This window comes from Bacillus sp. WC2503 (genome assembly GCF_052682895.1).
Genome location: NZ_JBQYMD010000001.1, coordinates 2,654,479 through 2,675,940, shown reverse-complemented (window position 1 = coordinate 2,675,940; position 21,462 = coordinate 2,654,479). Strand labels below are relative to the sequence as shown.

Annotated in this window: 25 protein-coding genes; 17 read left to right on the top strand and 8 right to left on the bottom strand. The window is 34.5% G+C overall.

The window, feature by feature from the left end:
* The first annotated feature begins 362 nt into the window (after window positions 1-362).
* The 3 genes from ACUN26_RS13700 (at window position 363) to ACUN26_RS13690 (ending at window position 4,517) form a co-directional block, all read left to right on the top strand.
* Window positions 363-1,562: a multidrug effflux MFS transporter gene (locus tag ACUN26_RS13700; protein WP_000758026.1), complete on the top strand. Its 1,200-nt coding sequence runs from the start codon at window positions 363-365 to the stop codon at window positions 1,560-1,562.
* A gap of 113 nt (window positions 1,563-1,675) precedes the next feature.
* The gene (locus ACUN26_RS13695; protein WP_001013825.1) at window positions 1,676-2,608 is read left to right on the top strand and encodes a GNAT family N-acetyltransferase; all 933 of its coding nucleotides are present in this window, start codon (window positions 1,676-1,678) and stop codon (window positions 2,606-2,608) included.
* Between the two features lie 517 nt (window positions 2,609-3,125).
* Window positions 3,126-4,517 (top strand): amino acid permease, encoded by a 1,392-nt coding sequence (locus tag ACUN26_RS13690; RefSeq protein WP_001284434.1) that lies wholly within the window; start codon window positions 3,126-3,128, stop codon window positions 4,515-4,517.
* Window positions 4,518-4,562: 45 nt separating this feature from the next.
* Here the strand turns inward: ACUN26_RS13690 and ACUN26_RS13685 are convergent, their stop codons facing one another.
* Window positions 4,563-5,582, bottom strand: a complete 1,020-nt coding sequence (locus tag ACUN26_RS13685) for a zinc-binding alcohol dehydrogenase family protein (protein ID WP_000643756.1) — start codon at window positions 5,580-5,582, stop codon at window positions 4,563-4,565.
* 182 nt (window positions 5,583-5,764) lie between these two features.
* Here ACUN26_RS13685 and aiiA point away from each other — a divergent pair, with 182 nt between their 5' ends.
* Window positions 5,765-6,517 carry a quorum-quenching N-acyl homoserine lactonase AiiA gene (gene aiiA, locus ACUN26_RS13680; protein ID WP_000216615.1) on the top strand — a complete coding sequence of 251 codons (753 nt, stop codon included), beginning with the start codon at window positions 5,765-5,767 and terminating at the stop codon, window positions 6,515-6,517.
* A gap of 40 nt (window positions 6,518-6,557) precedes the next feature.
* Here the strand turns inward: aiiA and ACUN26_RS13675 are convergent, their stop codons facing one another.
* The 3 genes from ACUN26_RS13675 to ACUN26_RS13665 form a co-directional block, all read right to left on the bottom strand.
* A complete protein-coding gene (locus ACUN26_RS13675) occupies window positions 6,558-7,052 on the bottom strand; it encodes a hypothetical protein (RefSeq protein ID WP_000901693.1) in 495 nt (164 codons plus the stop codon).
* Window positions 7,053-7,141: 89 nt separating this feature from the next.
* On the bottom strand, window positions 7,142-7,606 hold the full coding sequence (locus tag ACUN26_RS13670) for a DMT family transporter (protein WP_000965810.1): 465 nt from the start codon (window positions 7,604-7,606) through the stop codon (window positions 7,142-7,144).
* Window positions 7,607-7,619: 13 nt separating this feature from the next.
* Complete coding sequence (locus tag ACUN26_RS13665) at window positions 7,620-8,066, bottom strand: DMT family transporter (RefSeq protein ID WP_002039063.1); 447 nt, start codon at window positions 8,064-8,066, stop codon at window positions 7,620-7,622.
* A gap of 108 nt (window positions 8,067-8,174) precedes the next feature.
* Between ACUN26_RS13665 and yeiL the strand changes: the two genes are divergently transcribed.
* From yeiL to ACUN26_RS13645, 4 genes are all read left to right on the top strand, one after another.
* A complete protein-coding gene (gene yeiL / locus ACUN26_RS13660; protein ID WP_000754827.1) occupies window positions 8,175-8,867 on the top strand; it encodes a transcriptional regulator YeiL in 693 nt (230 codons plus the stop codon).
* Between the two features lie 13 nt (window positions 8,868-8,880).
* Window positions 8,881-9,234, top strand: a complete 354-nt coding sequence (locus ACUN26_RS13655) for a glyoxalase superfamily protein (protein ID WP_000632408.1) — start codon at window positions 8,881-8,883, stop codon at window positions 9,232-9,234.
* A gap of 150 nt (window positions 9,235-9,384) precedes the next feature.
* Window positions 9,385-10,428, top strand: coding sequence for a flavin-containing monooxygenase (locus ACUN26_RS13650; protein ID WP_000653874.1), 1,044 nt, complete (start codon window positions 9,385-9,387; stop codon window positions 10,426-10,428).
* A gap of 280 nt (window positions 10,429-10,708) precedes the next feature.
* Entirely contained in the window at window positions 10,709-10,957 is a 249-nt protein-coding gene (locus ACUN26_RS13645; protein WP_000666948.1) for a hypothetical protein, read from the top strand.
* A 36-nt stretch (window positions 10,958-10,993) separates the two neighbouring features.
* Here the strand turns inward: ACUN26_RS13645 and ACUN26_RS13640 are convergent, their stop codons facing one another.
* Both ACUN26_RS13640 and ACUN26_RS13635 read right to left on the bottom strand, forming a co-directional pair.
* Window positions 10,994-12,031: a serine hydrolase domain-containing protein gene (locus ACUN26_RS13640; protein ID WP_001050191.1), complete on the bottom strand. Its 1,038-nt coding sequence runs from the start codon at window positions 12,029-12,031 to the stop codon at window positions 10,994-10,996.
* Between the two features lie 100 nt (window positions 12,032-12,131).
* A complete protein-coding gene (locus ACUN26_RS13635; protein ID WP_000819659.1) occupies window positions 12,132-12,326 on the bottom strand; it encodes a hypothetical protein in 195 nt (64 codons plus the stop codon).
* Between the two features lie 133 nt (window positions 12,327-12,459).
* On the opposite strand from ACUN26_RS13635, the gene ACUN26_RS13630 reads away from it, so the two are divergent.
* Window positions 12,460-12,741, top strand: coding sequence for a hypothetical protein (locus ACUN26_RS13630; RefSeq protein ID WP_000397728.1), 282 nt, complete (start codon window positions 12,460-12,462; stop codon window positions 12,739-12,741).
* A gap of 29 nt (window positions 12,742-12,770) precedes the next feature.
* Here the strand turns inward: ACUN26_RS13630 and ACUN26_RS13625 are convergent, their stop codons facing one another.
* The gene (locus ACUN26_RS13625) at window positions 12,771-13,061 is read right to left on the bottom strand and encodes a DUF3784 domain-containing protein (RefSeq protein WP_000171769.1); all 291 of its coding nucleotides are present in this window, start codon (window positions 13,059-13,061) and stop codon (window positions 12,771-12,773) included.
* A 124-nt stretch (window positions 13,062-13,185) separates the two neighbouring features.
* Between ACUN26_RS13625 and ACUN26_RS13620 the strand changes: the two genes are divergently transcribed.
* The 8 genes from ACUN26_RS13620 (at window position 13,186) to ACUN26_RS13585 (ending at window position 20,234) form a co-directional block, all read left to right on the top strand.
* Window positions 13,186-13,467 (top strand): MazG nucleotide pyrophosphohydrolase domain-containing protein, encoded by a 282-nt coding sequence (locus ACUN26_RS13620; protein WP_001028138.1) that lies wholly within the window; start codon window positions 13,186-13,188, stop codon window positions 13,465-13,467.
* Window positions 13,468-13,501: 34 nt separating this feature from the next.
* Window positions 13,502-14,239: a glycoside hydrolase family 25 protein gene (locus ACUN26_RS13615; protein WP_000739855.1), complete on the top strand. Its 738-nt coding sequence runs from the start codon at window positions 13,502-13,504 to the stop codon at window positions 14,237-14,239.
* Between the two features lie 136 nt (window positions 14,240-14,375).
* On the top strand, window positions 14,376-15,149 hold the full coding sequence (bla2, locus tag ACUN26_RS13610; protein ID WP_000742460.1) for a BcII family subclass B1 metallo-beta-lactamase: 774 nt from the start codon (window positions 14,376-14,378) through the stop codon (window positions 15,147-15,149).
* Window positions 15,150-15,889: 740 nt separating this feature from the next.
* Window positions 15,890-17,176, top strand: coding sequence for a hydroxylamine reductase (gene hcp / locus ACUN26_RS13605; protein WP_002093521.1), 1,287 nt, complete (start codon window positions 15,890-15,892; stop codon window positions 17,174-17,176).
* Window positions 17,177-17,662: 486 nt separating this feature from the next.
* Window positions 17,663-17,983, top strand: a complete 321-nt coding sequence (locus ACUN26_RS13600; RefSeq protein WP_000429488.1) for a PadR family transcriptional regulator — start codon at window positions 17,663-17,665, stop codon at window positions 17,981-17,983.
* Window positions 17,984-18,058: 75 nt separating this feature from the next.
* A complete protein-coding gene (locus ACUN26_RS13595; RefSeq protein ID WP_000891987.1) occupies window positions 18,059-18,400 on the top strand; it encodes a DUF1048 domain-containing protein in 342 nt (113 codons plus the stop codon).
* A gap of 322 nt (window positions 18,401-18,722) precedes the next feature.
* Entirely contained in the window at window positions 18,723-19,484 is a 762-nt protein-coding gene (locus tag ACUN26_RS13590) for an ABC transporter ATP-binding protein (RefSeq protein WP_000063311.1), read from the top strand.
* A complete protein-coding gene (locus tag ACUN26_RS13585; protein ID WP_000837814.1) occupies window positions 19,485-20,234 on the top strand; it encodes an ABC transporter permease in 750 nt (249 codons plus the stop codon).
* A gap of 165 nt (window positions 20,235-20,399) precedes the next feature.
* On the opposite strand, the gene ACUN26_RS13580 is transcribed toward ACUN26_RS13585, so the two are convergent.
* Window positions 20,400-21,362, bottom strand: coding sequence for a helix-turn-helix transcriptional regulator (locus ACUN26_RS13580; protein ID WP_000755055.1), 963 nt, complete (start codon window positions 21,360-21,362; stop codon window positions 20,400-20,402).
* Window positions 21,363-21,462 lie beyond the last annotated feature (100 nt).

Here is a 21,462-nt window from a genome sequence, read left to right as displayed (position 1 = left end):
AAAATAGATCAGCATAAAAGTACTAAAAAAGTGAGAAAAAAGCTGACTTAAACTATATTTTGAATCAGCTCTTTTTACTGTTTTTTGAAATGAATTAGTTTTCAGATAATATAAAAATGATAATCTTCTAACAAATAATCAAGGCATCAACACTAGAAAAGTAGAGATAATATGTAATATAATTGAAAAAGTATATTTAAAAATCAATGTTAATATTACCCTCCTATAAGTATTAACATACGTAATTGAGGTGTTTTCTTTGTTGTTTTATGATCGGATTTCTATAATGGCCCCTCCTGTTCCGTAGCTTAGGAAAGTCTTTTTATTTCTGAGATTTTCAAAGTTATAGGAGGGTATGAAAAATGAAAAAAGTCTCAGTACCATCACTTTGGTTAATGATTATTCTTGTGGCATTTCCGCAAATTAGTGAAACAATTTATACACCGTCTTTACCAGACATTTCAAAGGCGTTACATGTAAGTAATAATGAGGTGCAGTTAACGCTTAGTGTTTATTTTGCTGGATTTGCTTTAGGTGTATTTTTTATTGGATGGTTATCCGATATAATTGGTCGTCGCCCGGCGATGTTACTTGGAATTGTCATATATGGCGCGGGGAGCTTCTTATGCTTTATTGCAAGTTCCATTGAATTTTTATTGTTAAGTCGTTTTATTCAGGCGTTTGGAGCAAGTGCAGGATCAGTTGTGACACAAACGATTCTTCGTGAAAGTGTAGAAGGGCATAAACGTCACGTTATGTTTGCTCAAATTTCGGCAGTCATTGCTTTTACACCAGCAATAGGACCGTTAATTGGTGGCTTTCTTGATCAAATGTTTGGATTTAAAATAGTATTTTTAAGTTTAGTAGTTATGAGTATCGGAATTTTGCTGTATACGTTTGTTTCTCTTCCAGAAACAAAAACGGGTGCAGTAACGGATAAAATAAATGTGTTTTCTGTTTTAAAACGGTTGATTACAAATCCGAAAGTAGTAACATATGGGCTATTAATTGGAGGAGCGAATGGCGTTTTATTTAGCTATTATGCAGAAGCGCCGTTTATCTTTATTGAATACTTTAAGTTATCGCCTAGTATGTACGGATTTCTAGGAATTGTTGTTGCTTCCGCTTCTATTATTGGGGCGAAATTTTCAAAGCGGTTACTTACCACTTATAAACCAGAGAAAATTATATATATCGGTTGTTTTGTAATGACAGGTGGAGCAGTCGCTTTATCTATTATTACTTCAGTTGGATCAAATCCAAACATAATATATATGATTGGATTTTTAGTAGCGATGTTTATATTGCTATTAGGAATTGGGGTAGCATTACCTAACTGTTTAAGTTTAGCATTAGTAGATTTTCAAGATGTCATTGGTACAGCTGGAGCATTGTTTAGCTTAGGGTACTATATAATAGTGACGGTGACAATTTGGGGAATGAGTCAACTTCATACGGGCTCGTTACTGGTGATGCCACTTTATTTTCTAGCTATTGTAGCTATCATGTTGGTGTTTACTAAGGTGTTTATTGTTGGTAAACGAGTTGAAAAAGCAGTTTAATTATGTATTAGGAAAAGAGTCTCATTGGAAAATGAGGCTCTTTTTTATTATTTTTTAATAAGTTATTAGAATAGTGTTAAAATTAAATTAATTAAAAAGAAAGAAGGTACAATATGAACGGTCTAAATGTTAAAGCAACTACACAAGAAGATTTACAACAAATTTTAAAACTATGTACAATTTATGATCAAGCCATTTACGGTGAAGTTGATACAACGGTAGAGGATATTACGAACTCATGGAAAGGTATTGATGTTAGTAAAAGTTCTTACGTTGTTATGAATGAAGAAGAAATAATTGCTTATGGTATTTTGACAGGGAGTGAAAGACAGTTTCCATCTGCTGTACTTATTCATTCTAATTATATGAATCAAGGTATTGAACAAATAATATGGTCAAAGCTTGAAGGGCGGGCTAAGGAGCTTGTTAGTAATTCGTCTCGCTTGAATGGCAAGATTGTAACACAAGCAAATAATTTTTATGAGGAAAAAATGTTAGAAGAAGCTGGTTTTATTCCAACTCGTATTTGGTGGGGGATGGGGATTGAATTGCAGGGGAATGTTCCATCACCAATATGGCCAAATGGGGTTACAGTGCGACATTACATACAGGGTGTGGATGATGGGAGATTACATCAAGCTTTTAATGAAGCCTTTGCGGACCACTGGAATTCGCAACCTTCTACGTTAGAAGAGTTTTTGCAACGTACTGAAAGAGATGGGTTTCATCCTACATTATGGTCACTAGCAATGGCTGGGGATGAGGTAGTTGGTTTTATATTTAGTAAAAAGGGTACTGATAATAAAGCTGAAATTACGCACCTAGGTGTAAGATGTTCTAAGCGGAAACAAGGGTTAGGATTATCACTATTACACCATGCATTTAGTCAATTGTACGAAGAAGGGATTTTAAAAGTTCAACTGAATGTAGATTCTGAAAATATTACAGGCGCACCTCGCGTATATGAAGTAGCTGGAATGGAAGTACAGAGTAAATTTGTTCGCTTTGATAAGGAGGTCCTTGCTAAGGGTGTATATGGTATGTAACTTTACTAATATATTGTATTCTTGTTTGAGATGTTAATAGAGTGTTTAAAAAGTATGAAAATAAATTTTGAAAATGGTAGTAGCAATAGGAATGAAATTCTTTTAAAATACGTTATCAACTATAAAGATTGAAGTACATGAGATGTGAAACCGAGGAAGATATGCTCTCCTCGGTTATTTATATTGTAATAATATTCATATCGGAACCATTTTGAATAGATGTATTTTATTGCTAATTCAGTTAAAAATTAAACATAATTATGCATATTAATTTATTGAAAAAATAATTGAATTTTTCAGATAAATGAATTAATATAAAATAAGTAATTTTAAGATTTATAGAATATTGGAAGATGAAAGGTTTTGAGAATTTTGTAAGAGGCAAAAAACGATTTTAGGATAGCTTTAAAGCTAGTGTAAAATGACGTTTGCTTCATCATTTTCAGGCCAAAAGGAATTAGGGGAAAGCATCTTATTTTAAAATGCGGCTATGAATCATCTAAGAGGGGGAAGTGAAGTGGCAAACAAAGAATTGAAAAGAGGTTTAGAAGCACGTCATATTCAAATGATTGCTTTAGGCGGAACAATTGGTGTTGGTTTGTTTATGGGTTCAGCTAGCACGATTAAGTGGACAGGTCCGTCAGTAATGCTTGCCTATGCAATTGCAGGTATTTTTATCTTCTTCATCATGCGTGCCATGGGAGAAATGTTGTATATGGAGCCAAGTACAGGTTCATTTGCGACGTTCGGTCATAAGTATATTCACCCGTTAGCTGGTTATATGACAGCGTGGAGTAACTGGTTCCAGTGGGTTATCGTTGGGATGTCAGAGATTATCGCAGTTGGAGCGTATATGCAATATTGGTTCCCAGGTCTACCGGCTTGGATACCAGGTGTGATTGCAATGGTTATTCTTGGTGCAGCTAACTTAATTTCTGTTAAGTCATTTGGTGAATTTGAATTTTGGTTTGCGATGATTAAAATCGTTACGATTTTATTAATGATTATTGCTGGATTTGGCCTTATTTTCTTCGGAATTGGTAACGGCGGAGAAGCGATTGGCATATCTAATCTTTGGTCAAATGGCGGTTTCTTTACAGGTGGTTTTTCAGGATTCTTCTTTGCATTATCACTTGTAGTTGGAGCATATCAAGGTGTGGAATTAATTGGGATCACTGCTGGTGAAGCGAAAGATCCGAAGAAGACACTTACAAGAGCGATTCAAAGTACAATTTGGCGTATTTTAATATTCTATATTGGTGCTATTTTCGTTATTGTAACTGTGTATCCGTGGGATCAATTAAGTACAATTGGTAGTCCGTTCGTGGCAACTTTTGCGAAGGTTGGTATTACGGCAGCAGCTGGACTTATTAACTTCGTTGTTATTACAGCGGCGATGTCTGGCTGTAATAGTGGTATTTATAGTGCTGGACGTATGCTGTATACGTTAGGTGTAAATGGACAAGCACCGAAATACTTTACGAAAATTTCTAGTAACGGTGTTCCATTATTTGGTACAGTTGGTGTAATAATTGGTTTAGCGGTTGGTGTAGTTTTAAGTTATATTGCGCCAAAAAACTTATTTGTATATGTGTATAGTGCGAGTGTACTTCCAGGTATGGTACCATGGTTCGTCATTTTAATTAGTCAAATTCGTTTTAGAAAAGAAAAAGGGGCAGAGATGAAAGATCATCCGTTCAAAATGCCATTTGCTCCTGTTACAAACTATTTAACGATTGCCTTTTTAATTATGGTATTAATCGGAATGTGGTTTAACGATGATACTCGTATCTCACTAGTTGTAGGTATTGTTTTCTTAGCTATCGTTACAATTAGTTTCTATGCTTTCGGAATAGGGAAGCGAGCGCCATTAGATACTCAAAATGATCAAGAGATTTCAAGTAAATAAAGGTAAAAAAAGTCCGATTTCTTCTTTAGAAATCGGACTTTTTTATTAAAACTTCTCTAATACAATCTTCCCAATTGTACGTCCACTCTCAAGTAATGCATGTGCTTTCTTTAAGTTTTCAGCGTTAATTGGTGCTAATGTTTCATTTAAAGTGGTCTTTAAAATACCTTCATCTAATAATTCGCTCACTTTATTTAATAGTTCATGCTGCGTAATCATATCACCAGTTTCATACATCGGCTTTGTGAACATAAACTCCCAAACAAAGGTCGCACTTTTACTTTTTAGAATGCCCATTTCAAGAGGATGTTCATTTTCTACGATAGAGCAAATTTTACCTTGTGGTTTAATTACTTCACCTATACCATGCCAATGCTGATCTGTATTATTTAAGCAGAAAATATAATCTACATCGTTGAATCCAAGGCTTTGTAGTTGCTCTTTTAAAGGTTTATGATGGTTAATTGTATGGTCAGCTCCAAAGGTTTTCACCCATTCTATCGTTTCATCGCGAGACGCAGTTGCGATTACATTTAATCCAGCCCATTTCGCAAGCTGAATTGCGATTGAACCGACACCACCAGCTCCGCCGATAATTAAAATGTTTTTAAATGTATTTTCGCTTTTCTTAGCGTAATTAATGCCTAAACGCTCGAATAAACCTTCCCACGCCGTAATAGCTGTTAAAGGAATTGCGGCAGATTCAGTATCACTTAAAGTTTTAGGTTTTTTACCAACGATTCTTTCATCGACTAGGTGGTATTCACTATATGTACCTTGTCTCGTAATACTTCCAGCGTAAAACACTTCATCGCCTTCTTTAAATAACGTACAACCTTCGCCAGTTTGTACGACAACACCACTAGCATCCCAGCCAAGTATTTTCGCTACATCTTCTTTTTTATCTTTCGGAGAGCGAACTTTTGCATCAACCGGATTAACGGAAATCGCGTTAATTTTAACAAGTATATCTCTTCCTACGGCAACAGGTCTTTCAACTTCAATATCAATTAAACTGTTTTCTTCTTCAATAGGTAAGTATTCATGTAAACCAATTGCTTTCATTTGTAGTCCCTCCATTAAAGTAAGAATCATTTACTCCTTTATTATAGATGGTGAAATGCTGTTATGTAAAAAGTACATTTTTTTGTATGCTGGAATGAAAGAGTAGAAGGAGTTTATTTCTAAAAAGTAGAATTTTTTACTGTATTGTTTTATTCAAAACGAAATGTAAAGGTGGATACATAATGACGGTAAAGAAGCTTTATTTCGTGCCAGCTGGTCGTTGTATGTTAGATCATTCTTCTGTTAATAGTACGCTCACACCGGGGAATTTATTAAACTTACCAGTATGGTGTTATTTATTGGAGACAGAAGAAGGGCCAATTTTAGTAGATACAGGTATGCCAGAAAGTGCGGTTAATAATGAAAATTTATTTGACGGTACATTTGTTGAAGGGCAGATTTTACCGAAAATGACTGAAGAAGATAGGATCGTGAATATTTTAAAACGCGTTGGTTATGAGCCGGAAGACCTTCTTTATATTATTAGTTCTCACTTGCATTTTGATCATGCAGGGGGAAATGGTGCTTTTACAAATACACCGATTCTTGTGCAACGTGCTGAATATGAGACGGCACAACATAGTGAAGAATATTTGAAAGAATGTATATTGCCGAATTTAAACTACAAAATCATTGAAGGGGATTATGAAGTCGTACCAGGTGTTCAATTATTGTATACGCCAGGACATACTCCAGGACATCAGTCACTATTCATTGAGACGGAAAACTCTGGCCCAGTGTTATTAACGATTGATGCATCGTATACGAAAGAGAATTTTGAAGATGAAGTGCCGTTCGCGGGGGTTGATTCGGAATTAGCTTTATCTTCAATTAAGCGTTTAAAAGAAATTGTTAGGAAAGAGAATCCAATTGTTTTCTTTGGACATGATATAGAACAGGAAAAGAGCTGTAAAGTGTTCCCGGAATATATATAGTGCAAAAAGTCATGAGCTTACGTGCTCATGACTTTTTTGTTTAAATAATTTTTTTAAATAAGTTATAAACCTTTTTTGAACTACCTTCATTTAATTGATAGTACGTAAGGTTTACATCATCAGGAGTATCTTGCCGAGCAATCATCACTTCGTTACTATGATGGTCAACTACCCATATGAAATATTTTTTATAAGTTCCATCTTCGAAAGTAATCCACATATCACAATCTATTAAATCTGATCCTTCTTCATCTAATGTTAATTTTCCTTTTTTGGCGGTATCCATACTGTTAATAAACGTTTTTACTTCATCTGTTTTTGTAAGAAAGATATCCTTTTTTGTTTTAATTGACTCGACATGTATATCTTTTATTTCCTGTTTTCCTAAAAAGACAGGGGGCTCATTTGGGTCCCTTTGAGTTGAAATGATAGTAGCTTTCTTTTTCGGTTTATTTGCAGTATAGAGATCTTGAATAGATTTCCCCGAGTTTATAAACCATACAATTCCACAAATAATTAATACGCTACCTAGCAATAAAATAATTTTTTTAATAGGGTTTTCTCCTCTCTATTATTTCGTGTGAAGAGCTTTTCTATTAATATATGATAGGTAAGCGTAAAGTATTATAGTTGAACTTGGTTATGCTTCACAGTTTTTATCGGGCGATCTATGAGTAAATTGTAAGTGAGCCCAATTAATACGAAAATGCCACCGATAACTTTACCGATTGAGAGTTCATTTGTCAGGAAGAAATCAATAATAGTCCCCGCAAATAATTGTCCGATAAAGATGAGTAATGTTAAATAAAAGGCTGATATTTTAGGAGTAATATAGTTGGATAATGAAATAACGATAACGCCAACTAATCCGCCTAAGTATACAGCGATAGGAATGGATTGCAACGTATGAATTGGAATATAAAATGAATCTGAACTGAAAATTAAAAATAGAGCGGAGAAAAATAATCCAGTAATATAATTGAAAAAGGTCCCTTCCCAATTGCCAATTTCCTTTGCTAAATTCGCGTTAATAATTCTAGCAACAACGATAGAAACACCAGCTAAAATAGCGATCGTAATATATAACATTTTCTTGCCCCCATTAATAAATTGTCATGATTATAATTCCAGAAGAGATGAAACATAATCCAATTAGTTTTTTCTTTTCAAACTTTGCAACTTTCATTCCTAATAAGCCGAAATGGTCAATAACGATGGAAGCAATAGATTGACCGAGTAAACTTAATGCGATCGTAATAGAAGCACCAAGGACGGAGAAACTTATATTGTTAAAAAGAACAGTGAATACTCCAATCGCTCCAGCACTATATAAAAAAAGTGGAATACTTTTATCGAAACGAATTTTATTTTTGTTTATGATTAAAATGAAGATAACTGCAATTAAACCGACAAGGTGAATGACAACGCTTGCTGTGTACTTGCCAATTAACTCAGATAAAATCCCATTCAGTGGAAGCATAACGGCGATGAGCACACCAATAAAGACAGAAAGAAAGTTATACAATGTAATATCCCCTTTGTATTTCATATTTGTAATGACTGTATCATGCTGAAATTGTGTATTGTTATGACATATGTCATAGTGGAAGAAGAAAATTTTGATTACAATGGGGATGAGTTGTAAAGGTGGGGAACTATGAAGAAAGTATGTAATTCTATTAAATTAGCAGAGTATATGAAGAAAAATAATATTGATTCATTTTTTAGTCATGATATGAAGCCATATATGGAACTTATATTTTTTAAAAAGAATGAGTTTATTTGTAGAGAAAATGAAGAGATAGATTATTTATATTTCTTTGTTGAAGGAAAAGCGAAAGCGTTTAACACATTAAGTAACGGGAAATCCGTATTACTGTGTTTTTATGATAGTTTGCAGTTACTTGGAGATGTGGAGTTAATTCATTCCCAAAGGATTACTTCAAATGTACAAGTGATGGCAGATTCATATTGTGTGGGGTTACCTTTAGGAAAAGTGAGAAATAAGCTATTTCATGATGCGAAATTTTTAAGATGTATTTGCGGATCATTAGCACATAAATTAAACCGACTTTCAAAAAACAGTACAATTAATTTATTGTATCCGCTTGAAAATAGACTTGCGAGTTACATGTTAGCAGCAGGGGAACGAGCAGTTCAGCATGAAAATAGAATTGTATTTAGTGGGAATTTAACGGAAATAGCGGAATTGTTAGGAACGAGCTATCGGCATTTGTTGCGAACATTAAATATTTTTTGTGATAAAGAGATAATAAAGAAGAACGATGGATGCTATGAAGTAGTAAACGTGGATGTTTTGAGAGAATTGGCAGCAGATGTTTATAAATAGGAGGAGAGTATAAATGATAACACCTATATTTAGAATTTTTGATATTGAAAAAGCAAAACTATTTTACTTAGGTTTTTTAGGATTTAAACTGGATTGGGAACATCGGTATGAGGAAAATAGGCCATTATATTTGCAAATTTCGTTACAGGATGCTGTGATACATTTATCAGAACATCATGGTGATGCCTCACCAGGTGGTGCGATTCGGATCAAAATAGATGATGTAAAGGATTATCATTCTGTATTATTAAGTAAAGAATATGCTTATTCGAAGCCGAATATAGAAAAAACACCTTGGGGTACAATTGAATTAACTGTAATTGATCCGTTTTCAAATAGAATTACACTGTACGAGGAAAAATTGTAGAAATGGAATGAAGAGTAGTTCATAGAGCAGTGAACTGCTCTTTTTTATTTTGAGTAGATATTGAATCATATAAAAAGAAAATGTTATGATTATGGAAACGTATGAATATATGAACAAGTATTCATATGTTTAAGGAGAGGAGGGATTAGAATGAAAGATCTAATTATTATTGGGGCGGGTCAAGCTGGATTAACAATGGGATATTACTTGAAGCAAGAAGGGTATAATTTTTTATTACTTGAGGCAGGAAAACGAGTTGGTGATTCATGGAGAAATCGATATGATTCTTTGCAGCTTTTTACCTCAAGGTCTTACAGCAGCTTGCCGGGCATGACGTTAATAGGTGAAAAAAATGAATTTCCATGTAAAGATGAAATTGCAACTTATTTAGAAGAATATGCAAGACATTTTCAATTACCGGTACAATTACAAACGGAAGTTCTAAAAATAAAGAAAGAAAAAGAAATATTTGAATTACATACTCCTACAGAAATTTTACAAACGAAAAAAGTTATTATTGCATCAGGTGGTTTTCAGCAACCATTTATTCCCTCAGTTTCAGCAAATCTATCATCACATATTTTTCAAATACATTCATCACAATATAGATCATCATCGCAAATTCCACAGGGGAAGGCACTTGTAGTAGGTGGCGGAAATTCAGGAATGCAAATAGCAGTAGAACTTGCAAAAACGCATGAAGTTACGGTATCTATTAGTCATCCTATAACGTTTTTACCGTTACAACTTTTTGGAAAAAGTATTTTTAATCTGCTAGAAAAAGTGGGTTTATTGTACGCTGAAATAAATACAAAGAGGGGAAGATGGTTTCAGAAGAGAAAGGACCCTATTTTCGGTTTTGAAGGTAAGAAACTTATTCGTAATGGAGCAATCAAACTGCAAGAAAAAGTAGTAAGTGCATCAGGAAATAACATTATGTTTCAGAATGGTGATACTTATAGTGCAGAAAGCGTTATATGGTCAACTGGTTTTGTACAAAATTATAATTGGATTGAAATTGAACAGGCAGTGAATGAGAAAGGATTTCCTAATCATATAAAGGGAATCAGTCCAGTAAAAGGATTGTATTATATCGGTTTACCATGGCAATCTCAAAGGGGGTCCGCACTTATTTGTGGTGTAGGAAAGGATGCAGCGTATGTACTTTCTGAAATCAAAAAAATAGATCAGTAGCAGCAACTACTGATCATCCATATGTACATGAATTAGGAGAGGTCAAACATTTATTAACTTTATTATAATAGATTTTCATAGAATTAAAAACTGAAAATTCAAATTTAATGTTGAGAAAGTTTTTTGTATCGAAATATATGAAAAAATAGGGATTTTTATTAAAACAGAAAAAGATATTTCTATTTTAGTAAATTATGATATAGTCTAAATAAGCGTGTTTTTCCATAAATGTAATTATTTTCATTGTAGTTTTGTTTATATGAGGGAAGGAGAAGTAATTATGAAGTTTGATGATCAACGCTTACTAGGAGTCCGATTAGGTTCTGTACTTGTGACAGAGGAAAATCAATATTTAGTAATTAAGAAAAAAGATCATTATGCACTGTTAAATATACATAATTTAGAATGCACACATGTTGAAGTGCAGTTAGAACATTTGGAAGAAATGTTGCGGGAAGATTTCCAAGAAAGTATAACGGAGATTATCGCACCAGAACATATAAAAATTGTTGCGAAAAATGTTATATAGATAAAGAAGCTGGAAGGAACAGCTTCTTTATTTTCATTATAAGGATAACGTTTTTACAACCTCACCAATGATCCCTTCCATTTGATGAACACCTAAATCGGAATTAGTCATAATAACAGCACCATTCCCGCAGTATGGATAACAAACCATCATACATTGAAATCCAACGCCCCATCCGAGTGAATAAACCTGTAATTTTCCATTAGAATCATCTAGAAAAACACCTAATCCAGTCCATTTTGAGCAACCTTGAGGAGAAATCATGTCTATTACTAATTTTTGAGAAAGTTTTAGTTTGCCCTTTCCTTGTAAGGAATGAATGATTTCAATAACTAAAGCTGATAAGTCAGTTGGTGTTGTCCAAATGCCTGAAGCAGCTGCGAATGGATAAAATGGAAATCTCTCATTTGCTACAGTTCCATCTTTATTATGGCCGCAAGCAAAAACATCAGTTTTATCTATGTCTTTTGGAGAGAAGAGTGTACTATTTTTCATTTGTAGTGGCTGGAAGATATGTTCTTCTAATAACTGATTAAATGATTTTCCTGTAATATCTTCTAGTAGTAGCTCGATTATACAAAAGTTTGCGTCCGAGTAATGAAATTCACTTTCTGGTTTATAAGCTACTTCTATAGGTACGGGGCAATATAGTGTTTTACCGGAAAGGAGCTCAGACATATTAGGTAATCCTTTTGCAGGTGTATAATGTTCAAAACTATTAGGTGGATCAATGAGTCCAGATTGATGGCTTAATAAGTTTCTCGAAGTGATGCTTTTTTGTGAAGTAAATAGATTGGTAGGAATGTTCCAAGATGTGAGTTTATCATTTACGTCTTCATCTAAATATACGATACCTTGCTCTGATAATGTTAGTACGAGCATTGTAGTGATGAATTTGCTGATAGAGCAAGAATTAAAGAGAGAATTTGTAGTAACAGCTCTAGTTGTTCCAGCTTCAAGTGTTCCAAAGGCAGTCGCTTCATCTAGTTTGCCATTACGTATAACAGCGAGGCTTAAACCTGCAACGGAATATTGATTCATTTTTTCGTATATATTGCTACTTTTTAAGTTCATGGTGACTCCTTTCTTTAAAGACAGAATATTATTTTTATTATACAGTAGTAAAAAAAAGAAAACACTTCGTCATTCACCAATGAAGTGTTTTCTTTTTTAGTTAGTTTGAAGTGAACTTTTGAAAAAATTTGTCTCGGTACATGTACATAACCCATGAGATTGTTATTAAAAAAATAATGATTTGTTTGTTTTTAATTGGTGCATTGAAAACAAGCCAACCAACTATATCAAATAATAAATGTAGCACGATTGAAAGAACTACAAATTGAAGTAACGTATTTAAAAATCTTTTCATAAAGTGTCCCCCTAAAATAATAGGTTTTATTAACAGTTTGATATAGTAGTATTATACATTAAATGTTTGATATGGTAAAATTTACATAATTTAGTGAAATAAAACAAATGAAAGTTAGTAAGGGGGAACATTCATGGAATTCTGGATGGTTATACCGATAGTAGCCTTTGGTTTCATTTATATCGCTGAAAAATTAACTACAATTGAAAAGAAAAATGATGCGCGTTTAAAGAGAATTGAAGATAGATTACAATTAATTACGAAAGAAATGGGAATTATAGAAAGAGAACCTGAAATTAATAAAGAACTACGCCAGCTTGTAGAAGAAGGCAAAAAAATTACAGCAGTTAAGAGAGTAAGAGAAGCTTTTGGTTTTTCCTTACTAGAAGCGAAGCAATATGTTGATAAATTATAAAAAAGATCATCCATTTGGGTGATCTTTTTTCACTGCACCATGCGTGTATTTACATAAGCGGCGATAATAAAGTGTCCAATTATAATGATAGGAATAACGATCGTGACATTAGGAGTAGTGAAGACACTACCGATTGTGGCAATGACACCAGCAACTAAATTATAAAGACCAACTATTTTTGATAACTTCACTTTATCAGGCACGCGGCGTTCGTTGAATCCTGATAAGAGCCAAGTGTATTGTTTTACTCCAATGAAATAAGCTAGTGCAAATGAAAGGATTGCCACTATGAATAATGATGGGGAAGCGAAGAGAGTCATTGCAAACACCTCCGTTAATGGGCTATAAATAAATTATAGTCCGAATGTTATAATTTAACAAAATATAATTTTGGTTTTAAGTGTAATAGAAAAATGGAGTATTGGTAATGAGGGGAGATTAAGTATGAATATTGTGGAGTTTCAGAGGTATGTATCAAATTTCAGTAAAGAAAAAAGATTTCAAGATACAACAATTGAAGAGCGCACCATATATACGATGGCGGAATTAGGTGAATTAGCGGAAGTCATATTAAAGCGTGATACAATACAAGATGCGAAAAGAGAGATCGGTTTAGAAATGTTTGATGTAATTTGGAATGTATGTGATTTAGCAAATAAATTAAATGTTGATTTAGAGAAGGCGTTTGAAGAAAAAATGAAAATTAATAAAAAGCGTGAATGGTAAGTAGAATTTTAATTTGTAAAGATGGGTGATATGAATGAAAAAGAATCTTTTTATAGGAGGAATCTTTACTTTAACTAGTGTAATAAGTGTTGTCGTTTACTTAGTTTTTCAAGGCATATTCATTCCGAATCAAATAAGTGCTGATAAGTATGAAATAAAAGGTGTAGATGTCGCATCGTATCAAGGGGATATAGATTGGAGAGAGTTGGAAAAGCAAAATATGAAGTTTGCGTTTATAAAGGCGACTGAAGGAAGCTCGTTTGTGGATGAGTACTTTTCGAAAAATTGGACGAGTGCGAATAAGACAGATATGCGCATCGGAGCGTATCATTTTTTTAGTTTCGATAGTAAGGGTGAAACACAAGCAGAGCAATTTATACGAACTGTTCCAAAATATAAACAAGCACTGCCACCCGTAATTGATGTTGAGTTTTACGCTAACAAAAAAGATAATCCGCCTAAGCGTGAAGATGTTGCGAAAGAGTTGTCGGTCATGATTGAAATGCTAGAAAAACATTACGGTAAGAAAGTAATATTGTATGCAACTCAAGAGGCATATGATTTGTATATAAAGGATGGGTATCCCAAATGTGATATATGGATTCGTAGTGTTCTTACAAAAACAAGTTTATCTGATGAGAGAAAATGGACGTTTTGGCAATACACGAATCGTGGGAAATTAAGCGGTTATAATGGAAAAGAAAAGTATATTGATTTGAATGTATTTTATGGGAATGAGGAAGAGTTTGAGAATTATGGAGTGAAAGGTTAAGTTTTAAAGCGTACAACATTTTGTACGCTTTTTTATTATTTCTAAAAAAATATGTAAGACATGATGGAACAAAGATTGGAGATGAATTGTCTAATATAGGTAATAACTATTTAGTTTGAAAGGAAGGATGGAGAAAATGAAAAAGAATACATTATTAAAATTAGGGGTATGTGTTAGTTTACTAGGAATAACTCAATTTATTAGTACAATTTCTTCTGTGAAAGCAGAACAAAAGCTAGAGCAAAAAGTAATAAAAAATGAGACGGGAACTATTTCAATATCTCAGTTAAACAAAAATGTATGGGTTCATACGGAGTTAGGTTATTTTAATGGAGAAGCGGTTCCTTCGAACGGTCTAGTTCTTACTACTTCTAAAGGATTAGTACTTGTTGATTCTTCTTGGGATGACAAATTAACGAAGGAATTGATCGAGATGGTAGAAAAGAAATTTAAGAAGCGGGTAACGGATGTCATTATTACACATGCGCACGCTGATCGAATTGGCGGAATAACAACGTTGAAAGAAAGAGGCATTAAAGCACATAGTACAGCATTAACTGCGGAACTAGCAAAGAAAAGTGGATATGAAGAGCCACTTGGAGATTTACAAACAATTACGAGTTTGAAGTTTGGCAATACAAAAGTAGAAACGTTCTATCCAGGGAAAGGACATACAGAAGATAATATTGTTGTTTGGTTGCCACAATATCAAATTTTAGCTGGAGGCTGTTTAGTAAAATCTGCGGAAGCAAAAGATTTAGGAAATGTGGCGGATGCGTACGTAAATGAATGGTCTGTATCGATTGGAAATGTATTGAAACGATATAAAAATATGAATTCTGTCGTACCTGGTCATGGTGATGTAGGGGACAAAGGGTTACTTTTACATACATTGGATTTACTAAAATAAGACATTGTTAGAAGAAAGAGAGGAGAAATAATTTTCTCCTCTCTTTCTTCTAACTATATTTAAATGCTGAATTTGTCGATTATGCCAGCATATATTACTGAGATTTTAATTCCAAGTATACAAATACTAGTACCGTCATAATTGCAATAACAACGTAAGTAGCATCAAGCATTATAAGTGTTTTTAAAGTTTCAGTCATCCTAATTCACCCCTGCTATAAAAATATAACATGATCTTTTTATCAATCAGATAAGAGATCACAAAGATACAATATACATGAAATTTCTTAAGTAGGTTCTATTTAAATATATCATATAAATAATGTAAATAATGTTAAGATAGTGTAAATGTATTGTAAATAAAAAGGTTTACAATAAAGACTTTAATAAAAAATGACAGTTCCTTAAAATTAAAAATACGCTCTTCTTTCTATTGAATGATAGAAAGAAGAGCGTATTTTTATATCTATTTTCATATGTGATGAATTGCAACTATTTGTACAAGGGATTCAAAAATTTTTTTCGTTGTATATATTTCTCCAAATTAATTATTTAGCTATTTAAAAGTATCGAAAGATGTGGACACACTAATGTATATTTTTTAGTGTCAATAAAAATATTATGTCAACAATATGAACTGTCACAAATCTTTATATATTATTGTGATTGATATCACATCACTTTTTTTCAATGGGTATTATGCTTAAGGTGTAATGAATGATTGGGAGAGGGTGGGATGATATGTTTTGTTATCAATGTGAACAAACGCCAACAGGCGGATGTAAAGTAATGGGTGTTTGTGGAAAGAATGAAACGATTGCTAGTTTACAAGACACGATTGTGTTTGGGCTAAAAGGAATTGCGGCTTATCGTACTCATGCTGCTCAGCTAGGGTATACGGATGCATTTGTAGATGCTACAACACAAGAAGCTTTATATATGACATTAACAAATTCTAATTTTAACGAACAAGAGCATATTGATATGGCTATGAAAGTTGGGAAATCAGCTTTACGGGTGATGGAGTTATTGGATGAGGCACATACGAATCATTTTGGTGTGCCAGAGCCTGTACAAATTACACAAAATCGTGTAGAAGGTAAAGCAATTGTAGTTACGGGTCATAATTTATTTGCATTAGAAGAACTATTAAAGCAAACAGAAGGAAAAGACATTAATATTTATACGCATTCTGAAATGCTACCAGCACACGGATACCCGCAGCTGAAAAAATATAAACATTTAAAAGGAAACATCGGTAAGGCATGGTATGATCAAAGACGCCTTTTTGAAAAATTTACTGGTGCCATATTAGCTACAACGAACTGTGTTATGCCAATTAAAGGCTCGTACTCTGATCGATTCTTTTCATATGACATTGCAGGTTTAGAGGGTATACAAAAAATTGAAAATGATGATTTTACACCATTAATTCAAAAAACGCTAGAACTTCCAGAAGTACATATGGAGTCGGATGAACAGTTAGTTACAGGGTTTCATCATAATACAGTATTATCATTAGCTCCAGAAATTATTGATGCAGTAAAAGAAGGGAAAATAAAGCGTTTCTTTGTTATCGCCGGTTGTGATGCACCGGGAAAAGGCGGAGAATATTATCGTGAATTAGCAACGTCACTTCCGCCAGAAACGGTTATTTTAACAACTTCTTGTGGGAAATTCCGCTTTAATGATGTGGATTACGGTGTTGTACCTGGCACGGAAATTCCGCGTTACATTGACTTAGGACAATGTAACAACTCCATTTCTACAGTGAAAATAGCGGCTGCTTTAGCAGATGCTTTTCAATGTGAAGTGAACGAATTGCCAGTAAGTATTGTCCTATCATGGTTTGAACAAAAAGCAGTTGCCATTTTGCTCGGGCTATTTAGTCTTGGAATTCAAGATATTCGCATCGGTCCAAAGGCTCCTGAATTTATTTCACCTGGCGTACTTGATGTATTACAAGAAACATTCGGTTTAAAACTGATTACAAATGCAGCAGAAGATATGGCTATGATGTTATCGTAATAAAAAATGATCTGTCTTATTAATAAGAAGAGCTAGCCATATTCATTAACTTTGGTATAGTATAGCGCCCCAAAATAAAAATGTAGAATTTTTGTTTTGGGGTATTTTCTTTTCTTAGTGGGATAGGTATGGGGCAAAATAAAAAAAGAAAATAGGCTGTATCGAATAGGTAATAGTTGATTTTAGAAAAAATATAAAAATCGAGTTGACATTCATCGCTACTTAGTCATACAATGTACTTGTGATAAGCAATACTGAGTAGTGTTGTTTCTCAAAATATTTGCAGTAGACAATAGGTAATAGCGGATTTTAGAAAAAATTTGAAAATCAGTTGACATCTATCACTACTTAGTCATACAATGTAGATGTAATAAGTGATACTGAATAGTATGAATTCAAAAAAACTACTCAGTAAAAAATTCGCCTTAGTACTCTGTAATACTGAATATAAGTCAGACAGAATAGGGGGTAAAGGAGGATCAGGACATGGAAAATTTAACTGAAATGCTGAAAGGTTCACTGGAAGGGTGTGTACTGGAAATCATTAGTCGCCGTGAAACGTATGGCTATGAGATTACCCGCCACCTGAATGATCTTGGGTTTACCGAAGTTGTGGAAGGTACGGTGTATACCATCCTCGTACGATTAGAGAAGAAAAAGCTTGTGAATATTGAAAAGAAACCATCAGATATGGGACCGCCTCGTAAGTTTTATTCATTAAATGAAGAAGGCCGCCAGGAGCTTGAATTGTTTTGGAAAAAATGGGATTTTGTATCGTCAAAAATTAACGTCTTGAAGTCAAAATAGGTTCATAAGATAAAATGTTCCGGCCGATACTTTGGGAATTTCTTGCTCGGTTTTATAAAAAAGGAGGAAAATAAGATGTTAGAAATGTTTAAAAAGTTAATTGGTGATAAAAAAGAGTACAAAATGATGATGGCACGAGTTGAGGCTCTGCCAGAGGACTACCAATTTGTATTTAAGAAAATTCAAAACTACATGTGGAATTTCTCAGCGGGTAACGGGATGGATATGTTACACATACAGTATGAATTAATCGATTTGTTCGAAGCGGGTGCAGCGGAAGGAAGACAAGTGCTTGACATTACTGGGGATGACGTGGCATCCTTTGCTGACGAACTAGTGGCAAACGCTAAAACTTACGTCTCCAAGTATCGTGAAGATTTGAATGAAAGTATTATGACAAAATTGAGAAAAAAATAAATGGAATAAGTAATACCGACTGATTAGCTGGTTACACATATGAATTGCCACCATAGCTATTCAGTTATATTTTTAACTCAGTACTAAGTAATACAGAATATCAGTGATACTAAATAGGTAGAGGTAAATAAATTATCTTCGCAAAACATTTTTATCCCGCATTAACGGGCAGTAAGACCCCCACCTCAAAATTCAGCGTAAGCAAAGAAGTTAGGTCGGGGATCAATTGCCCGTAAAAGCCCGATTGATTCAACTAATAATCAGTGGGGGATGAACAAAACCCCCACTGATTAAAGTTTCACTTTATAGGGAGGAAAAAAGTATGAGTAATGCAGCGATTTCTATAAAAGGCTTGAAAAAATCCTTTAAAGACAAGGAAGTTTTAAAAGGGGTAGATTTTGAGGTGCAGCGTGGAGAAATTTTCGCGCTGCTAGGCTCAAATGGAGCGGGAAAGACAACAACGGTCAACATCCTTTCGACGCTAATGAAGCAAGATGGCGGTGAAGTAAGCATTTGCGGATTTGATGTACAGCGTCAACCAGATCATGTTCGTCAAAGTATCAGTTTGACAGGGCAGTTCGCAGCTTTAGACGGTATGCTTACTGGGAGGGAAAACTTGATAATGATCGCCAAGTTACGTGGTGTTTCCAATCCCGCTCAAGTTGCTGACAATCTACTTGCAAGATTTAGCCTGACTGATGCGGCAAACCAAAGGGCAGATCAGTATTCAGGCGGAATGAAGCGCCGGCTTGATATCGCGATGAGTTTGATTGGAGCGCCAGCAATTATTTTTCTTGACGAACCAACGACTGGACTTGATCCTGAAGCGCGAATCGAAGTGTGGGATACAGTTAAGGAACTTGCCAGTAGCGGTACAACTATTTTGCTTACGACTCAGTACTTGGAGGAAGCAGAACAACTGGCAGACCGTATCGCTATTTTGCATGGCGGAAAAATTATTACGACAGGTACTCTTGCTGAACTAAAAGAGATGTTCCCACCGGCAAAAGTGGAGTATATCGAAAAGCAACCGACATTGGAAGAAATCTTCCTTGCGATTATCGGTAAAAAGGAGGAGATGTAAATGAAAAGTAAAACTGGTGTATTACTAGGTCGTTTAATGCGTAACATTATGCGCAGTCCGGATACAATTATTACGGTAGCGATTACACCGATTATGATGATGCTATTATTTGTCTACGTGTTTGGCGGCGCAATAAAAACAGGAACGGAAAATTACGTCAATTATTTATTGCCGGGAATTTTGCTAATGGCTATCGCATCCGGTGTAGCTTACACTTCCGTGCGACTATTTACGGATGTAAAGAGTGGGCTGATGGCACGTTTCATTACGATGCCTATTAAGCGCTCATCTATATTGTGGGCCCACGTTTTAACCTCTCTTGTTGCTAATGTACTTACTATCGTGGTGGTTATTCTTGTTGCACTCTTAATGGGCTTTCGTTCCAGCGCTAATATTCTAGATTGGCTTGCAGTAGCTGGGATACTAGGGATGTTTACGTTGGCGCTAACATGGCTAGCTATCATTCCAGGATTGAAAGCGAAGTCTATGGAAGGGGCGACTGCTTACTCGTACCCGCTAGTTTTTCTTCCATTTATTAGTTCGGCCTTTGTCCCTACCGAAACGATGCCAAAAATTGTTCGCGCGTTCGCTGAGAACCAGCCTGTGACTTCAATTGTGAATGCGATTCGTGCTCTATTATATGAAGGAACTGTTGGAAACGATATTTGGATTGCCCTCGCTTGGTGCGTCGGAATCATGGTTATTGCTTACTTCTTTGCTAGTAAAGCATTTAAACGTCAGTTAGGGTAAGAAACGAGATAAACGAAACCTTCAGGAATAATATATACGTTTAGAAAAGCACGGGAGATTTTCCGTGCTTTTATTATTTTTCATGCTCTCATTGTAGTAAATGAAATGGTATTTAAAAATAGGATGATTGTCCAGTGATAAAGCTTAATATTTGAGGCTCACTGCTTATGGAATATATAAGCACACTCGTTTTTGTAAATCTGCTAATACTTCATCGGGTATTTCCCTGATTTTAATATCCTTCCCTAGGAAAAGTAGCCAATTTGTTATTTCCGTCACTTCATCGGGATTGTTAACATTGATAAAAGTTTTTAAAATGGCTGTAGACTGGTAAGGATTTGTATAAGATATTGATCCTTTTAAAGGATGGTATTTTTTGAACTGGGCAATCGCTTTTGGTCCAAGTTCAAGTACCAAGTTGATTATTTCGTCCTTCTTACTTAGTTTTTCTAAAATCTTTTTCTTATTTAGCCTTTTTTTCGTCGTGTATGGTTCGATATTGGTGAGGTCATCGACAGGAAACATTATCTTCTTTTCTTCTTTTAAGTCAAACCCTTCAATGATCCAATGGCTTTTTTCTTGATAAAGGTGTAGTAGATAAATTGGATAAGATTTGATTTCCTTTTCTTCTTTGATGGTAATCAATAAATGGTTATCCAAAAGAAGGAGTTGAATGAGTTTTTCTAACATAGGATGGGGGAGGTCAGAAAGCTCAAGTAGATCGGGATTATGAGGGTTAGTCCCTTCAAACAGCAAGAGTTGATTTAAAAGAACAAGGTCATCTTGCTGGGTTTCTGAAATGAGTCCTAGTAGTTTTTCTGCTAATGACTGACGACTTTTTAGATAGGGAAGTTGTTGATTCCTCGTAGCCATAAAGGCAATAAAAAGAGCTTTCACTTCATTATCAGTAAAGCGAACAACGGGCAGGATAGAGTTATGCATAACAAAATATCCTCCGGTCCTTCCAACTTCAGCGACAAGTGGCATCCCCATAGCTTCAATTTCTCTAATGTCTCTAATAGCTGTCGATCGTGAGATGTTAAATTCTCGTATGATTTCAGAAATTGTAAAGTGGGAGCGGTTGTTGATATACCGCATAATTGTATTAATCCGTTCGACTTTTTTCATTTTGGTCTCCTAAACAGTATCATTTTTTGACATGGTTTAAAGGTATTATAAACGTATCAGATGAAAAGATAAATCGTTTGATTAATAAAAAAAGAGGCAG

Coding starts and splice junctions, on each gene's coding strand:
- ACUN26_RS13700 (WP_000758026.1), top strand. CDS start 363: ATGAAAAAAGTCTCAGTACCATCACTTTGGTTAATGATTATTCTTGTG.
- ACUN26_RS13695 (WP_001013825.1), top strand. CDS start 1,676: ATGAACGGTCTAAATGTTAAAGCAACTACACAAGAAGATTTACAACAA.
- ACUN26_RS13685 (WP_000643756.1), bottom strand. CDS start 5,582: ATGAAAGCAATTGGTTTACATGAATACTTACCTATTGAAGAAGAAAAC.
- aiiA (WP_000216615.1), top strand. CDS start 5,765: ATGACGGTAAAGAAGCTTTATTTCGTGCCAGCTGGTCGTTGTATGTTA.
- ACUN26_RS13670 (WP_000965810.1), bottom strand. CDS start 7,606: ATGTTATATATTACGATCGCTATTTTAGCTGGTGTTTCTATCGTTGTT.
- ACUN26_RS13665 (WP_002039063.1), bottom strand. CDS start 8,066: ATGAAATACAAAGGGGATATTACATTGTATAACTTTCTTTCTGTCTTT.
- yeiL (WP_000754827.1), top strand. CDS start 8,175: ATGAAGAAAGTATGTAATTCTATTAAATTAGCAGAGTATATGAAGAAA.
- ACUN26_RS13655 (WP_000632408.1), top strand. CDS start 8,881: ATGATAACACCTATATTTAGAATTTTTGATATTGAAAAAGCAAAACTA.
- ACUN26_RS13650 (WP_000653874.1), top strand. CDS start 9,385: ATGAAAGATCTAATTATTATTGGGGCGGGTCAAGCTGGATTAACAATG.
- ACUN26_RS13645 (WP_000666948.1), top strand. CDS start 10,709: ATGAAGTTTGATGATCAACGCTTACTAGGAGTCCGATTAGGTTCTGTA.
- ACUN26_RS13640 (WP_001050191.1), bottom strand. CDS start 12,031: ATGAACTTAAAAAGTAGCAATATATACGAAAAAATGAATCAATATTCC.
- ACUN26_RS13635 (WP_000819659.1), bottom strand. CDS start 12,326: ATGAAAAGATTTTTAAATACGTTACTTCAATTTGTAGTTCTTTCAATC.
- ACUN26_RS13630 (WP_000397728.1), top strand. CDS start 12,460: ATGGAATTCTGGATGGTTATACCGATAGTAGCCTTTGGTTTCATTTAT.
- ACUN26_RS13625 (WP_000171769.1), bottom strand. CDS start 13,061: ATGACTCTCTTCGCTTCCCCATCATTATTCATAGTGGCAATCCTTTCA.
- ACUN26_RS13620 (WP_001028138.1), top strand. CDS start 13,186: ATGAATATTGTGGAGTTTCAGAGGTATGTATCAAATTTCAGTAAAGAA.
- ACUN26_RS13615 (WP_000739855.1), top strand. CDS start 13,502: ATGAAAAAGAATCTTTTTATAGGAGGAATCTTTACTTTAACTAGTGTA.
- bla2 (WP_000742460.1), top strand. CDS start 14,376: ATGAAAAAGAATACATTATTAAAATTAGGGGTATGTGTTAGTTTACTA.
- hcp (WP_002093521.1), top strand. CDS start 15,890: ATGTTTTGTTATCAATGTGAACAAACGCCAACAGGCGGATGTAAAGTA.
- ACUN26_RS13600 (WP_000429488.1), top strand. CDS start 17,663: ATGGAAAATTTAACTGAAATGCTGAAAGGTTCACTGGAAGGGTGTGTA.
- ACUN26_RS13595 (WP_000891987.1), top strand. CDS start 18,059: ATGTTAGAAATGTTTAAAAAGTTAATTGGTGATAAAAAAGAGTACAAA.
- ACUN26_RS13590 (WP_000063311.1), top strand. CDS start 18,723: ATGAGTAATGCAGCGATTTCTATAAAAGGCTTGAAAAAATCCTTTAAA.
- ACUN26_RS13585 (WP_000837814.1), top strand. CDS start 19,485: ATGAAAAGTAAAACTGGTGTATTACTAGGTCGTTTAATGCGTAACATT.
- ACUN26_RS13580 (WP_000755055.1), bottom strand. CDS start 21,362: ATGAAAAAAGTCGAACGGATTAATACAATTATGCGGTATATCAACAAC.